A 14,929-nucleotide genomic window follows, 5' to 3' on the forward strand; every position below is an offset into this window, starting at 1 on the left:
TTCGGTTCGTAGATGGATATTTTATTCAATCGGGAAATGAGGAATTCCGATGAGTAATTGTCGATAGAGGCAAAAATGGACTCGGGAAAATGGACTCAACTCGAACTCAGCTTTCTCCTACTGGTATTTTTCCAGGTGAAACATTTTTTGGCTGATTTTCCTCTGCAAGTTGAATACATGCTCAAAAAGACGCGAGCGGGCTGGGAATTTATCGTGCCCTTGACTGTTCATTGTACGGTTCACGCAGTTTTGACAGCGTCTTTGGTGTTTTATCTTTGCCCTCGATTGTGGTGGTTGAGCGCATTAGATTTTGTCGTTCACTTTTTCATGGACCGCATAAAGTCGGGCCCTCGTTACCTCGGGCGCTTTAACGATCGAGACAAATCATCGTTTTGGAACTGTCTGGGATTCGACCAAATGGTTCACCATCTTACACACATGTTTATTGTGTGGGTCATTGTCACTTCAGTATAGTGCTAAACGGGCCACAATTGAGTTAATTGAATGAGGTGATTTAAGCCTCAGAGTTGATTGCACTCATATCTCTCATTGGTCAACGGCCCTTTTTTTTCAGATGGAGCTCGCCCTTTTCTTCGGTCGCCACAACAGTCCCCCCCTTTTCGAGAGAGCCAAACAGAATATCGTCAACGAGGGGGCGTTTCAGGTGCTCATCAACAATTCGAGCGAAGGGTCGGGCTCCATAAGCGGGGTCATGGCCTTTATTGAATAGCCATTCTATTGCTGAATCGGAAACATCTAACTTTATTTTTCGCTTTTTGAGCTGCTCAGCGAGTTCGTTGACAAATTTTCGGACCACCCTGAGAAGGATTGGTTTATCAAGATTGCGAAACTCCACTGTTGCATCGAGACGATTGAGGAATTCAGGACGAAATAACCTTTTGATCGCCTCTAAGGAGCGGGCACTGCCCTGATCTGGGTTAATACCCAGGCCTCCTTTGCTTGCCTCGAAGGCCCCTGCATTGGTGGTCATAATGAGGGTCACATGACGAAAATCTGAAACGCGACCGTTTGAATCTGTGAGCTTTCCGTTGTCCATGACTTGCAAAAGGATGTTAATTAAATCGGGGTGAGCCTTTTCAATCTCATCCATCAAAAGAACTGAGTAAGGATTTTTAGTGATGGCATCCGTGAGCAGTCCGCCCTCCTCATATCCGACATAGCCGGGAGGAGCCCCAACCAATCTTGATACTGTGTGTTTTTCCATGTATTCGCTCATATCAAAGCGAAGAAAAGGGACTCCCAGGTGGTGGGCGAGTTGTTTGGCGACTTCAGTTTTGCCAACTCCCGTTGGTCCTGCAAACAGGTAGCAGCCAATGGGCTTGTCCTCTCTGCTCAAGCCCGTGCGTGCAACCTTGACGGCCAGGACCAGTTTCTTAATCGCGTTATCCTGCCCGAAAATAAGTGACTCCAATTTTGGTTTTAAACTGCGCAGGAGCTCTTTGTCGTTTTGAGAAACGGATTCAACAGGTATTTGGGTCATCGCACTCACGACCCTTTCAATGTCAGCGGTTCGAATAACTCTTGTTTCGTTATTTAATGCACGTATACGAGCGGAGGCCCCCACTTCGTCAATGACGTCAATTGCCTTATCAGGCAGGTGACGGCCCTGAATATATTTTGCCGACAACTCAACTGCCACTCGAATGGCACCCTTAGCAAATTTAACATTGTGGTACTTTTCGTAGTGACTTTGTAGTCCCTCTAGAATTTTAACAGCTTCCTCGGTCGATGGTTCTTTGACCTCTATTTTTTGAAAACGCCGGGCAAGCGCCCGATCTTTCTCAAAATGATTCTTATACTCTTTGTAAGTTGTTGATCCAATGCAAGCGAGACTTCCATCAGTGAGTGCTGGTTTGAGCAGATTCGAAGCGTCCATGGTTCCGCCAGATGTGCTCCCTGCCCCGATTACTGTATGAATTTCATCAATAAATAAAATGGCGTGTTTTTGCTTTTTCAAGTCGCCGACAACGGCCTTGAGTCTCTCTTCAAAATCCCCCGATACTTAGTGCCAGCGAGAAGAGAGCCTAAGTCTAAGGAATAAATCACGCAATCACTTAGAACATCGGGAACTTTGCTTTCGACAATTCTCTGAGCTAACCCATCAGCGATGGCAGTCTTTCCAACTCCCGCTTCTCCGATGAGAAGAGGATTGTTCTTCGTTCTTCTTGCAAGAACTTGAATCACCCGATCCAAGACGTCTTCACGTCCAACGAGTGGGTCGGTTTTTCCGGCCCTGGCTTTTTCATTGAGATTAGCGCAAAAGGCTTCGAGAGCAGATTTTTTTTGGACGCCGTCCTCAGAGGGGGGGAGGCCATCAATAGCCCTCTGGCTCTCATTGTCTTGGGATGGTGGGGGGAGAGTTGTTCGTCCATGGGAGATGTAATTGACCAAAGAATAATGCGTGAGTCCTTCTTCCTGCAAATAATAGAGAGCGTGGCTTTCTTTCTCATTAAACAAAGACACCAAGAGATTGGCACTGGTCACAACACGCTTTCCTGAGGACTGAACCTGGATGGCGGCCCTTTGCAGGAGACGATGGAAGGCCATTGTGAGTTCCGGTCGCCACTCTCCCTCTTTGGAATGAGGTGGTCTCTCCAATTTGGGACAGTGATTGAGGATGAAGGACTTGAGGTTTTTTGAGAGATCGGTCAAGTTCAGTCCGCAGGCTTCTAGTATTTCAATGGCGTCGGCATCTTTTTCGATGAGAGCCAACAAAACATGTTCTAAAGTTACGTATTCGTATAGACCATCGCGAGCCGATTCAACCGCATAGTTGAGAGCTCTTTCAAGTTTTGGATCAATCATAGAAATCTCCTCTTAGGCCTTCTCCATAACGCATTTTAGGGGATGTTGACTTTGGCGCGAGTACTCGTGGACCAAATAAACTTTTGTTTCAGCGATTTCGTGGCTAAAAACCCCCGCAATTCCAGCTCCCTGATTGTGGACCTGCAACATTATATTGTTGGCTTCAGCCTCAGATTTTCCAAAAAATTTTTTTAAAATCTGCACAACGAAGTCCATGGGGGTGAAGTCATCGTTGAGAAGAACAACCTTATAGAGGGAAGGTTCTTTTGTTTTAGATCTCGATTTGGTGAGTGTTCCAGTTTGAGATCCAATATCTCCTACATCGTTATCCGCACCTAACAGAGGATGTCCATCGATTCTACTTGGAGGCAAACCACCCCCCAATGCTGGGCTTAAAGCCTGAATGCCAACTAAGACTTTGGACCAGATTCGCATTTCGTTCCTCCCCAATTGATCCCCGAAAATCGGGATGCCAAAGAAAACCACGGAACTCCACCCGACTTATTATGAGTCCAATTCTGCTTTTGTAAAGAGGAGTTAGGGCCGGAATGCATGTGGAGTTAAATCCTGTCTTTGCACCGTTTCAGGACATGGGTCCGGCACCTGACTGATGAAATTGACGGATATTGTCACTTCCCCCTGTTAGAGAGATGCCATAAACTTCTATTCAACCGAAAAACTCCCGATTTGCGAGGGGTTGGAAACTGTATATTCATTTTACGTAAGAGGTGACTGGGTGGAGTATTCTCAAGATGAAATATGATTAAGAAAGCGATCTGTTTCAGATTTAAAAAAGATGACTCAAAACAAAACACATTTTCGGCATCGAGTTTGCTCCTAAGAATAATCAAGACTCTGGTTAAGAAAATCTCTTAAAGGTTCGATAGGGAGAGGCAGATCGAGATGAAAAAAGAAAATTAAGAGAAAGAAAATAAGAGAAGAAGTGAGAATCTTAAATTTTGAAATAAGAAGTATGAAGTAAGAGGGTAGATAAACTAAAACTGTATGGTGAAATAAGCCAGAACGTAATAAGGAGGAATAATGAAAAGAATCACTAATAACGCAAAGGGCTTTTCTCTGATCGAGCTCATGATTGTGGTTGCAATCATTGGTATTTTGGCTGCGGTTGCAGTTCCAAGCTTCCAGCGTTTTCAGGCCAAAGCGAGACAATCCGAAGCAAAAACACTTCTCTCAGGATTGTACACTGCTGAGAAGACCTACAAAATGGAGTGGGGAACTTATCTTGGAGATTTCCGAAATATCGGATATGACCCCAACGGTAACTTGCGCTTCCGAGTTGGTTTTTCTGCTGGTGGCGTGGCTAATATCATCGGTTATCAAGGTCCAGGAGTTGCAGCTGGTGCGGCCTCTGTTCAATTCAATACTTCTGTGTATTGCCCAGCTTCTACAACCTGCACAGAAACTCCATTCGGTCTTGCCTTCGTCGCTATCGCCGGTGACGTTCCTCCCACTACAACTGTTTTCACAGCTATCGCAGCTGGCGATATTGATGGTGACGATGCCGTTCGCGACACTTGGTCGATGGCAGAAGATAAAACTCTTCTTAACTCTATCGTAGATCTGTAGACCGATTTTTCAGCAGGTCTGTTCTTGGAAGAGTTAGTTCGAAACAAGGAAGCCTTCAGTGCTTCCTTGTTTTTTATTTGGGTCGGTGTGTGAGCGGGCTTTTATTTTGATTAAGTAAAATGAATTGTGACTTTTTGGCGGCTGTGGAATCATCATAGCTGGGGAGTTGGGTCCGTAGGTTTTGGATCGGTTCTTCTTCTTATTAATATTTTTTTATTATTGGTCCTATTATTCTTTTTGGGCTCGGGGGAAAAGGGACATGAAGACTGTTTTGTGCTATCTGATTGCAGCCTTCGGATCTTTTTGCGGGACGTATTATTTCGGTTTACAGGTTGCGAATCAATCAGTGGATCGCCATCCAACGCTTCTCCCTCCTGAAAACATCGAGCATTTTACTTTTGGTTATGGGGACTCCATTGCCGACAGTCTCTGGATCAGAAGCATCCAGGACATGGAATTTTGTGGGGCGACATCCGTGACAGCCCAGGTTAGTCAGTTTGATGAGCCCAAATCGCCCGTCCAAACGGATCCCACTGGTGCTCCAAAGTCGCCAGCCCAATGTAAGAAGGGCTGGGCCTTTCACATGCTAGATGAAATAACTGATCTGAGTCCAAAGTTTGAAATCGTGTACACCATGGGGGCGACAGGGCTGAGCATCCTTGTTGACGACCGGGAGGGAGCGGAGATCATTTTTGATAAAGGGGTTGTTGCCTTTCCTCGAGTTTGGCAGATCTCTTATACAGCTGCCTATCATGCGCTTTTTGAGACAGGAAACTTAGAGAAAGGGGCCAGGTTACTTAAGCAAGCGGGAGATTCGGGGGCCCCTGCCTGGGTCTATTTCCTGGCAACCCATGTTTATTCCCAGGCCGGCCTGGCTGAGCTGGGAAAGGCAGTGGTAGAGGAATACATACAAAAATTTCCTCCTGATGAGGTGCCTCTGCGTGCAAAGCAGAGGTTGGCAGAAGTTGAGGCAATCCTCCACAAGGAAAGAGGACTTTCATCGGTAAACCCATCTGTCTCACCGGATTTAAAGAAATAGAAGGACCCCGTGTCTTTCCCGACAAAACTTGGCTTCTGGGGCACGCCTGATGGTTTTGTCGGTTCATCTCAAATCCCCTGTCGATATTATGGGTCATTTAGTTAAAATATGAGAATATTCGTCCTGTTGGCCTTGACGTAGCTTGAGAAAATCCCAGGTTTGGGGGGTGTGTCTGGCCCGATTCGGAGCCTCGCGTATTATTTTATTAAAGGTGGGATATGAGCGGAGATTATTATCAGGTTCTTGGAGTGGGTCGCGAGGCAGATCAGTCCACAATTAAGAAGGCCTATCGAAAAATGGCAATGCAGTTTCATCCTGACAAAAATCCTGGAGATAAGGCCGCCGAAGAGAAATTTAAGGAGGCCGCTCGGGCCTATGAGGTTCTCGGAAACCCTGATAAGCGTTCTCGCTATGATCGATTTGGTCGAGCAGGAGTTGACGGTCCACAAAGTGGCGGGGCAGGATTTTCCGATGTGAACGATGTTTTTAGTGCTTTTGGTGATATTTTTGGCGACTTTTTTGGTGGAGGAGCTCAGCGGTCGACTCAGCAGCGAAATCGTCCTCGAAGGGGGCGTGATCTCAGGTATCTTTTGGAAATCAGTTACCGAGATGTGATGTTGGGGGCTCAGCGTAAGGTTGAGTTTCTTTCAGGAGTTGATTGTGATCCCTGCCGCGGGAGCGGAGCCAAAACAGGAACAGAGCCGGAGAATTGTCTGACTTGTGGGGGGTCTGGGCAAGTTGTTCGGCGTCAGGGTTTTTTTTCAATGGCCACTACTTGTCCTGACTGCAAAGGGCAGGGGCGGGTCATCAGAGACCCCTGCGGGCACTGCCATGGTCGTGGCCGGATAGAGAAAAATCGCGAAATGATGATCAATGTTCCTGCAGGTGTTGATAAGGGGACTCAGTTGAGATTGTCGAATGAAGGAGAAGGCGGTTTTTTGGGAGGCCCCAGTGGCGATTTGTATGTCGAAATTGATGTGACGGAAGAAGAGTCTTTTCGACGGCAGGAAGAACATCTCATTGGGAGCTTAGAGATTAGTTATCTCCAGGCTCTCTTAGGTGCGGAGGTTAACTTCCAGTCTGTGGTAGATCAGGAAAAGGTGCAGATTCCGAGAGGGACATCGAGCGGGGACAGAATTCGTCTTGGCGGCAAGGGCTTCCCCTCACTTCGTGGAGGGCGTCGTGGCGATTTGATTTTGGAAATTGAAGTGAAGATACCAAAGAAATTGGGAAAAAAGGAAGAGCAGCTCCTGCGTGAAATTGCTGGGAGTAAAGGTGAGTCAGTATCTGAGGGCAAAGGTCTGTTTGGTTTTTAAATTCAATCTTACATCTTGACGGCTGAAAATGGCGACCCAGATTAGGTACGTGAAGAGTAAAATTTTTAGAATAAGGGGTATGTGAGTATGGGAAAAATCATTGGGATTGATTTAGGTACGACGAACTCTGTTGTTGCTATCATGGAGGGCGGAGAGCCGAAGGTTCTCGTTAATGAAGAGGGCGGGAGGACGACTCCTTCAGTGGTTGGGTTCACTAAAGATGGACAAAAGTTAGTGGGTCAGATTGCCAAGCGCCAAGCAGTGACAAATCCTGAAAATACGATTTTTTCGGCGAAGCGGTTTATCGGTCGACGTTTGGAGGAAGTCTCCGAGGAGAGTCGGCTGGTGCCTTACAAGGTCGTTAAGAAAGGTACGGATTCTGCTTTTGACATCAATGGTAAGGCCGTCCCTCCGGAGGAAATCTCCGCTTTGATTTTGGGTAAACTAAAAAAGGTTGCAGAAGATTATTTAGGCCATGAGGTGACCGAGGCGGTGATCACAGTTCCAGCCTACTTCAATGATGCTCAACGTCAAGCGACGAAGGATGCAGGTCGGATTGCGGGTCTCGAAGTGAAGCGGATCATCAATGAGCCAACGGCAGCGGCTCTCGCTTATGGGCTTGATAAGAAAAAAGACCAGAAAATTGTCGTTTTTGATTTGGGTGGAGGTACTTTTGATATTTCCATTCTTGAGGTTGGCGATAATGTTGTGGAGGTTAAAGCGACGAACGGGGACACTCACTTGGGTGGTGACAACTTTGATGAACGCATTCTTCTTTGGATTATGGATGAATTCAAAAAGGATCAGGGAATCGAGTTGCGCTCGGATAAGATGGCGCTTCAGCGACTGAAGGAGGCCTCTGAAAAGGCGAAGGTTGAGTTGAGTTCCGCCCAGGAAACAGAAATCAACCTTCCATTTATCACTGCAGATGCTTCTGGTCCGAAACATCTGAACATGAAATTGACTCGGGCTAAGTTTGACCAGTTAACAGGGGATTTAGTGAAGAGGACCATGGAGCCTTGCAAGAAGGCTTTGGCCGATTCTGGTATGTCTATATCGGATATCGATGAAGTCGTGTTGGTGGGAGGTTCTACCCGCATTCCTGCTGTTCAAGCAGCTGTGAAGGATTTTTTTAAAAAGGAGCCAAATCGTTCGGTAAATCCTGACGAAGTGGTGGCTCTTGGAGCCGCTGTTCAGGGTGGGGTGCTTGCGGGCGATGTAAAAGATGTTCTTCTCCTTGATGTTACTCCTTTGTCTCTGGGTATTGAAACCTTGGGTGGAGTGATGACGAAGTTAATTGAGCGTAACACGACAATTCCAACTCGGAAGAGTCAGACTTTTTCTACGGCAGCTGACAATCAGACAAGCGTCGATGTTCATGTGTTGCAGGGCGAACGTGAGCTGGCAGGTGACAATAAGGCGCTGGGACGTTTTGAGTTAGTTGGAATTCCTCCATCTCCTCGTGGCATGCCTCAGATCGAGGTTACTTTTGACATCGATGCAAACGGTATCCTGAATGTGTCTGCCAAAGATGTTGGGACGGGCAAGGAACAGGCAATTAAGATCACAGCTAAATCAGGGCTTTCTGAGGATGATATTCAGCGTATGGTGAAAGATGCTGAACTTCATGCTGATGAAGATAAAAGAAAGAAAGAAACAATCGTTCATCGTAACAGCTTGGACAATTTAATTTATCAAACTGAGAAATTGGTCGCCGATAATAAGTCTAACCTTAATGATGGAGATCGAAAGCCCATTGATGACGCAATTGAGGACGCAAAAAGAGTTCTGAACAATACAGGGGCTTCGGTGAGTGATCTTAAATCAGCAACTGATCGTCTGACAAATTCAAGTCAAACTTTGAGCAGTCTTCTTTACGAAAAACAAAAAGGCAAGGCGAGTGGTGGCGGCGCTCCTGATGGTGGAGCTGGAGGCTCGGGTGACGGCAAGCCAGGTGATGTCATTGATGCAGAATACAAGGACGTCAATTAATTGATTAACAGAGCTAACTTTTCTTTGCTGTAGCAGAGCGAGGACAGAACGGCAACCCCATCCTTTTACAAGGGTGGGGCTCCTCCGCTGTTTTTTCGAGCGAGATTGAGATATCCGATCGATCAATCAGATTAATCATTCAATCAGACGTATCGATTATTCATTCAGTTAATCAAATGACAGGCCATTTTCTTCGTCCCACTGGACGCGAGCTGCGACGGAAAAGTAGGAGAAGGCTTCATGTACATTGAAGCCAACTTCACCTGTAAATGTGATATTTTTCCATTGCTCGGTTTTCCATTCAACGCCGCCGGCCAGTTGGACAGGGAATTTTCCTTCACCCTCTCTGGATGAAACCCCAATAGGAATGGAAGCATAAGAATTCATTTCACCAATTTCTGTTTTTATTTTCTTGCTGATGAGAGGGTGAAAGCGGAGAGATATTTCGTCGATGTCTTCATTTCTGTTTGAGGAATCAAATCCGTCGTATCTTGCATAGATAATACCCGAGGAGAGCCCGATTGCTGGCTGGCCCTCTGTATCTGGATATGGAATCCATTTGAAAAATCCACCAGCATAAAAATCAGTTGTGCCGGAGCCTATGACGGCTCTCAGATTGGCGTCCTGGTTAAACCAGGAATCGAATCGGCCAATCAAATTAACACCCCTATCTCCGTCAGAGACAAATTGAGATTCTAGGCCCGCCCTAAATGAGCCTTCAGAGAGGATATCTCCAGTCTCCATGACTGAATAGAGAGCTCTCGCTTTGGTCGCAAAACATAGACTCAAGATAAAAACAGCAAGTCTTAGGGATGGTCTGTCCAAATTCATTGTCTCATTCCTTTCCATTGTTCCTAGGGGCGGAACCATAACTCTGACTGCCGTGTTAGACAAGCGGCGAGGTTCTGCCTTCTGGGAACGTGTAACTAAAATTATTCTTCATGGGACATATACCGAGCTATATGAAAAAAATATAGGTCTTTAGGTCTTCAGGACTTGTCTGCTGATAAGCTCCTGCGATTGAGCTGAACAGAGACAATTATCTATCTATATTTCGGAAATTCTCAAAATGGTACTAAGGTCGCAGAGGGGAGATGTCGAAAAACTCAAGTGGGATGCGACTGTATCCATTTGTTGTCGGCATCAAGCCATCTTGAGTTGGAAGGTTGGAGAGATAAGTCATGATTAAGTGCATAATAGAGAAAATCCATGAGAGAGGGCTTGTATCTATTGGCAGTGACGGTGGCCCTGGCAGGCCAGAATTGTCCCATTTTGGAATTTCGCGTTTATTGCCATCTTACTTTTTGGTACTGGCGGCCATCTTGGTATTTGGAGTTTGCGTTCCATCATATGCCAGTTCGGGAGATCCATGCGATTGTCCAAAGCTTGACTGCAATTCATGCGAAAACCAAACAGGCCTGACGTTCTATTCGGAAAAGTGTGGAAATAACAGAGTTCGCAGTTGTTCGAGACCAAGTTGTCAATTGAAGGATCCAATCCCACCTGGCTGCGAGGTTTCTCAGAAGAAAGGGGCTTCGGAGGTCCCTGATGGTGATCGAACTCCGGCTTCAGCAGCGGCTGCCAATGAATCCCTACCTCGCGGCGGTGAAATCGGAAAGGTTAGGTGGAGCAAAGGCGAATCCTGGCTCGTGGAACCCTCTGGAAAGCAGCACTCAGTTCGTGTCGGAATATCTGTGCACACGAAGGACAAAGTAAAGACCGAGGCTCAGGCTGAGATCAGGATAGAATTTCAGGATGCGAATGAACTTCATATTCAGCCCCAGTCGGAAGTTCTGATGTCGGAATATGAGTCTGATTCCAAGCTAGATCGGCGAGCCCTGCTAGATTTGATCAAGGGCAAGGTGAGGAGCAAAGTTAAGCAAAAGTACAAGGGTGATACAAGCTCTTACTTCAAGGTTCGAACAAAGAGTGCTGTTGCCGGAGTGCGAGGAACTGACTTTGTGGTCAGTTTTAATATTGGGCACAAGGAGATAACTAAAGTTGAAACTTTGACGGGATCTGTAGTTCTGGCTAATGCAGACCAATCGCAATCTTTGGATGTCAGCAAAGGGACCTATGCAAGTTATGTTGTTGAAGCGAATAGTTCAGAAGTTTTTTCTGACAAAGAGATCAATGAATTTGTAGCTCGTGGATACATGACGCCGGTTCATAAGATGAGTGCCAAAGAAATTGAACAGCTGGATTGGGAATCGTCCGTCGGAGAGAAACCAAAAGGAAAGACAGTCTCCATGCAGGAAAAAGGGGCCTCAAAATCTGTTTGTCAATCGCCTCAAGCTGAAATGGATCAATGCTACTGGGTTTGCGAAAACAATCCAAAGGGCGAAAAGAACTGCCGCACTGATCTTCCTCAGGTCAATTGTCTAAGAAGACGTTGCGATGCCAACGGAAAATGGGCTGATGAGACAAGGCTTCCTGCAAATTTTCATGAGCAATGCCAGGCGAAGGGTGTTCGAGTTGGACCTTGCGACTACTAGGGACTCCATTAGGGACTCCATGTGAATAATACCTAGATATTATTGCCAGCACAGAATCTTAATGCATTGTATTATATTTAACTAAGTTGATATTTGGAGTTCAATTTTTTATAAACAGTCACTGTTATTCTGTGGCGGCCGTAGCTCAGTTGGTAGAGCCCCGGATTGTGATTCCGGTTGTCGCGGGTTCAAGCCCCGTCGGTCGCCCCAATTTTTAGAGCCCCAGATTCAAAAAAATAGGAATGTAAATGAAAATTAAGGATTTAGAAGCAAGTGGTATCAAGGAGATCGCAGCTTCGACATTTCCCAGTCAGTCGTGAGATTTCGGGATTTTCCTATTTTTGTCCTATTTTTGTCCTACGAAAGGTGTCGCTAGCAATACGTGTTCGCAGAGTTTCCTGAGTATCAGGGACCGGCGCGTGTTGAACTAAAGGAGGCACCGAGTGAATACAATCTCATAATCAATTTTAAAAAATAAAAGCCCATGGGCTGCAACCCGTGGGCTTTCAAATTCAAACCTGATCGGGTTTCGAACTCGTTAAATGACCGAAACCTGATCATTCATTAACAGAAGCTGCGGGATGCAGCTGCTGGAGGTACCCCATTATCTTCGATCAAGGGTCCCACCAGTGTCAAATGGAATGGAGGACCAATGAAGTTCAATACCCTCAGTACGAGGACTCTCGCCCCACGAGTCATTCGGGCAGCGAGTTTATCAGAAAACCAAAATGAAGTTACAGTTACGCAGGTAAGAAAATCAACCCTGGTCGAAAAACCGACCCAGGTCGGATCTGAATTAAGCGAAGAACACAAACTGCATGTTCGGCGGGTGACTGAGCAAGACAGTTCTGTGGCCTTAGAATCACGAGCCGTGGAGGGCCTTGAGAAGGGTTATACCCGCATTCCCAATCCTGTTCTGATGCGACTTGTGACAGGGGATTTCACTCGAAATGAAATCAAGGTGGCTCTCATCATTGCTCGCTTCACCATTTCCTTTCGGCGGGAGTTTGCCCCTCTATCTAAAAAGGTTCTAGAGAGACAAACAGGCTTGCGTGGAGCGGCTATCCTTGATGCGGTATCCGGACTTGTCAAAAAGGGTCTCATTCAAAAGCAACAAGGCAATCAATATCGTCCGAATATGCTTGGCCTCATTTTACCAGAGGCCTGGGAAGGGCCCGATAGACCGACCAAGAAAGAAAGTGAAACAGACAAAGGCAATGCTGATTCTAAAGATACACGTCGTTTAGAGACGGCAAAAATTGCGGCCCACCCGGTGGCTGAAAATCCACCTCACCCCAGGTCACAACTTCAACCCAGGGGAGGTTCCAAATTCGACCTCTTTAAAGATATTAATAAATATAAAAACAATAACTCCTCTCTGAACTTCCAAAGTTCCTTCAGGACTACTTCCAGAATCTCAAACCCCTCAAAAAGCGAGAGAGAGAGTGGAAAGTTCTTCAAGAATTGAGACAGGACTACCAGGTTCAAGACATTGTCGATTGCTTCGCCTTGCTCAAAGGCCGCGAGTAAGAGCCGGCCAGTCTGGTGAGTTTCAGGTTTGTCACTCGCCAATGGCCTACCTGTCAAAAGCCATGAATGGGGTGCTCCAGGAGGTTGTTCGAGCCGCAAGATGAACTCCTTGAACGAGACTCGAATATCCCGAGATGCTCAGCAAAAAATGAAGAGTTAGAACTCAAAAACTGGAGGCTCAGCAGTGGCTTGATAAGGCCCAAGCCTTTGAAAGAGCCTATCCCTCACCGAGGAGCAACAGGCTAAAATTAACGAAATCTGCCGGAATAGATTTAACCCAACTCAAATCGTGGGACGTATCTTTGCCATTTCAGAGTGGTGGAAAACGATCGAATGCCAACAAGCAAAAGTGGCCACTTGTTAACAACACCAAGAATACTCAAAGGAGACTCAAATGAAATCCATCAATTTTCTTTTCTTAGCTTTCCGCAAATTTTGTCCCTGGGTCTTTGTAGTGGTTACTCTGGACTTATTTGCGACATGGCCAAAGCGGCCTTTCTTGCTCAAACTCGAGATTCAATATCAGCGGCAAAGTTCAACCAAATGCTCTGGTCAGGAGGAAGATCTCAGAAAAGGTCCAAGCAATTCCAAGGAGGGATAAAATGAAAACCTTTTGCCGAAGAACCTATAACTCCAATTAGTACACTCAAAACCGGGATCGCCTTCTAGATCGGAGGACCATCCGGAAACACACTTTGCACCATGGACAAAACAAAAATCAAAGCCTCAGCGAATCAAGTCAACTTCCCCTGTTTGAATATTCAAACTCAAAGTTGAATGGTTCAAAACCTGGTCAAAGTTTTTGGGTTGAATTTTTGACCAATGCCTTCTTGGTATTTCTAGTTATATCAATCAGTTATTTCTTGCTGAGCGAAGCGTTTGACTTTTATCGTTCAAACAGTGCGAATGTTGAATCTTCAATATTGGCAGCAGTCATTGTTGAACTCTTGCTTTTGGCTTTCTCGGTGATTCATCCGTCAAAACTTGTCTGGAAAATCGCCTCAAAAACTCTCATCCTGCTCCTGTTTGCCTATTCTTCCTAGTCGTTCTGTTCCGGTGTCATTGGCAAGGGTTACGGGGCCATTGACCAGCTGGCCGCCATTGAAACACAAATCTCTCGCATTGAAGCAAGAATCAAAGAACGCAATGTGCTCATTGACGAAAATCTGAAGCTTCGGAGAATCACCCTGGTTCGTCGTATGACCTTGGAGAAGGACAAGCTCAACAGCGAACTCTCTCGGCTTGATGCTGACAGGATGTCTCGATTGGCGACCGCTTCAGAGACACAAATCGTCAATACCTGGTCTATGGTTGCACTTCGCCTCCTTTTGCAAATCTCAAACATTGTCATCGTGCATCACTTGGCCTCAAGGCTTCGGAAAGAGACCAAGCTCAGGCGAGATAGAGGCGCTCGTCGTCGTGCACGCCCGCTACTGCGCTTAGTGAAGGACTCCACTTAAATGGGGCCAAATGGCCAAGCCGCCAAGCGGGCAACAAAGAACTGCCCATCCTACTCGGCCTGTTGGCGTTCATGGAGGGATTCGCTGATCGAGGTGGGGATTGGAATCTGGAGAAAAGCTTCCCCTGAGAATGTAAGGAAATATCAGCCCTACGGTCGTTCCCCTGCCAATAGCTGATTCAATTTCAACTCTTCCTCCCCAGACCTCAAAGAGTTATATGCATGAAATAATCCAATGCCTTCGCCATTGACTTTATTATGAGTGATTTCCTCATTTCCAATCTTTTTCCAGGGATCTGTTGAGGGAATGCCACAACCGAAATCCCTTATGGAAATAACACATTGTCATCGATGACTTCGCACATCATGTGCACAACGCCAAACTCGTCAGTGTAGGCCTCCTTGGCATTATTGATCAAATTGGAGAAGACCGCATTTAACTCCGTTTCGTCGGCATAAATGATCACCTCGGCAAAAACTTCCGGAGTTCGCAACAATATGTAGTTAGGCCGACTGCCTTGATGGTCCAAAATTTCTATTCTGAATGATGTCTCTAAAAATGGTTTAAGCAGGATCTTTTCCAATGCCGGATTGAGAATCATGCATTTCTTGTCATCCGCAATGGGCATTTCCCGAGGAGGCGGTTAGTTAGACGTTTTATATCGGCGGCAGAGTCGCGGATCAC

The 14,929-nt window shown here is 46.2% G+C and carries 12 protein-coding genes, 1 tRNA gene and 1 pseudogene; 10 read left to right on the plus strand and 4 right to left on the minus strand.

The window, feature by feature from the left end; genetic code table 11:
• Nucleotides 1-75: 75 nt before the first annotated feature.
• Complete coding sequence (locus tag IPJ71_17695; GenBank protein ID MBK7845484.1) at nucleotides 76-474, plus strand: DUF3307 domain-containing protein; 399 nt, start codon at nucleotides 76-78, stop codon at nucleotides 472-474.
• Between the two features lie 79 nt (nucleotides 475-553).
• Here IPJ71_17695 and clpA read toward each other — a convergent pair.
• Both clpA and clpS read right to left on the minus strand, forming a co-directional pair.
• Nucleotides 554-2,826 (minus strand): annotated as a pseudogene (clpA, locus tag IPJ71_17700) (ATP-dependent Clp protease ATP-binding subunit ClpA).
• A 12-nt stretch (nucleotides 2,827-2,838) separates the two neighbouring features.
• Nucleotides 2,839-3,261, minus strand: coding sequence for an ATP-dependent Clp protease adapter ClpS (gene clpS, locus IPJ71_17705; protein MBK7845485.1), 423 nt, complete (start codon nucleotides 3,259-3,261; stop codon nucleotides 2,839-2,841).
• 606 nt (nucleotides 3,262-3,867) lie between these two features.
• On the opposite strand from clpS, the gene IPJ71_17710 reads away from it, so the two are divergent.
• The 4 genes from IPJ71_17710 (at nucleotide 3,868) to dnaK (ending at nucleotide 8,760) form a co-directional block, all read left to right on the plus strand.
• A complete protein-coding gene (locus IPJ71_17710; GenBank protein MBK7845486.1) occupies nucleotides 3,868-4,413 on the plus strand; it encodes a prepilin-type N-terminal cleavage/methylation domain-containing protein in 546 nt (181 codons plus the stop codon).
• Nucleotides 4,414-4,672: 259 nt separating this feature from the next.
• On the plus strand, nucleotides 4,673-5,452 hold the full coding sequence (locus IPJ71_17715) for a hypothetical protein (GenBank protein ID MBK7845487.1): 780 nt from the start codon (nucleotides 4,673-4,675) through the stop codon (nucleotides 5,450-5,452).
• A 218-nt stretch (nucleotides 5,453-5,670) separates the two neighbouring features.
• On the plus strand, nucleotides 5,671-6,768 hold the full coding sequence (gene dnaJ / locus IPJ71_17720) for a molecular chaperone DnaJ (protein ID MBK7845488.1): 1,098 nt from the start codon (nucleotides 5,671-5,673) through the stop codon (nucleotides 6,766-6,768).
• A gap of 87 nt (nucleotides 6,769-6,855) precedes the next feature.
• On the plus strand, nucleotides 6,856-8,760 hold the full coding sequence (gene dnaK / locus IPJ71_17725; GenBank protein ID MBK7845489.1) for a molecular chaperone DnaK: 1,905 nt from the start codon (nucleotides 6,856-6,858) through the stop codon (nucleotides 8,758-8,760).
• A 168-nt stretch (nucleotides 8,761-8,928) separates the two neighbouring features.
• Here the strand turns inward: dnaK and IPJ71_17730 are convergent, their stop codons facing one another.
• Nucleotides 8,929-9,591 (minus strand): hypothetical protein, encoded by a 663-nt coding sequence (locus IPJ71_17730; protein MBK7845490.1) that lies wholly within the window; start codon nucleotides 9,589-9,591, stop codon nucleotides 8,929-8,931.
• A 350-nt stretch (nucleotides 9,592-9,941) separates the two neighbouring features.
• Here IPJ71_17730 and IPJ71_17735 point away from each other — a divergent pair, with 350 nt between their 5' ends.
• From IPJ71_17735 to IPJ71_17755, 5 genes are all read left to right on the plus strand, one after another.
• A complete protein-coding gene (locus tag IPJ71_17735; protein ID MBK7845491.1) occupies nucleotides 9,942-11,255 on the plus strand; it encodes a FecR domain-containing protein in 1,314 nt (437 codons plus the stop codon).
• Between the two features lie 134 nt (nucleotides 11,256-11,389).
• Nucleotides 11,390-11,465 (plus strand) — tRNA-His (locus tag IPJ71_17740).
• Between the two features lie 442 nt (nucleotides 11,466-11,907).
• Nucleotides 11,908-12,723, plus strand: coding sequence for a replication protein (locus IPJ71_17745; GenBank protein ID MBK7845492.1), 816 nt, complete (start codon nucleotides 11,908-11,910; stop codon nucleotides 12,721-12,723).
• 835 nt (nucleotides 12,724-13,558) lie between these two features.
• The gene (locus IPJ71_17750) at nucleotides 13,559-13,828 is read left to right on the plus strand and encodes a hypothetical protein (GenBank protein ID MBK7845493.1); all 270 of its coding nucleotides are present in this window, start codon (nucleotides 13,559-13,561) and stop codon (nucleotides 13,826-13,828) included.
• A gap of 105 nt (nucleotides 13,829-13,933) precedes the next feature.
• Nucleotides 13,934-14,245: a hypothetical protein gene (locus IPJ71_17755; protein ID MBK7845494.1), complete on the plus strand. Its 312-nt coding sequence runs from the start codon at nucleotides 13,934-13,936 to the stop codon at nucleotides 14,243-14,245.
• A gap of 325 nt (nucleotides 14,246-14,570) precedes the next feature.
• Here the strand turns inward: IPJ71_17755 and IPJ71_17760 are convergent, their stop codons facing one another.
• Nucleotides 14,571-14,873: a hypothetical protein gene (locus tag IPJ71_17760; protein ID MBK7845495.1), complete on the minus strand. Its 303-nt coding sequence runs from the start codon at nucleotides 14,871-14,873 to the stop codon at nucleotides 14,571-14,573.
• Nucleotides 14,874-14,929 lie beyond the last annotated feature (56 nt).

The organism is Bdellovibrionales bacterium (assembly GCA_016714165.1).
GTDB lineage: Bacteria > Bdellovibrionota > Bdellovibrionia > Bdellovibrionales > UBA1609 > JADJVA01.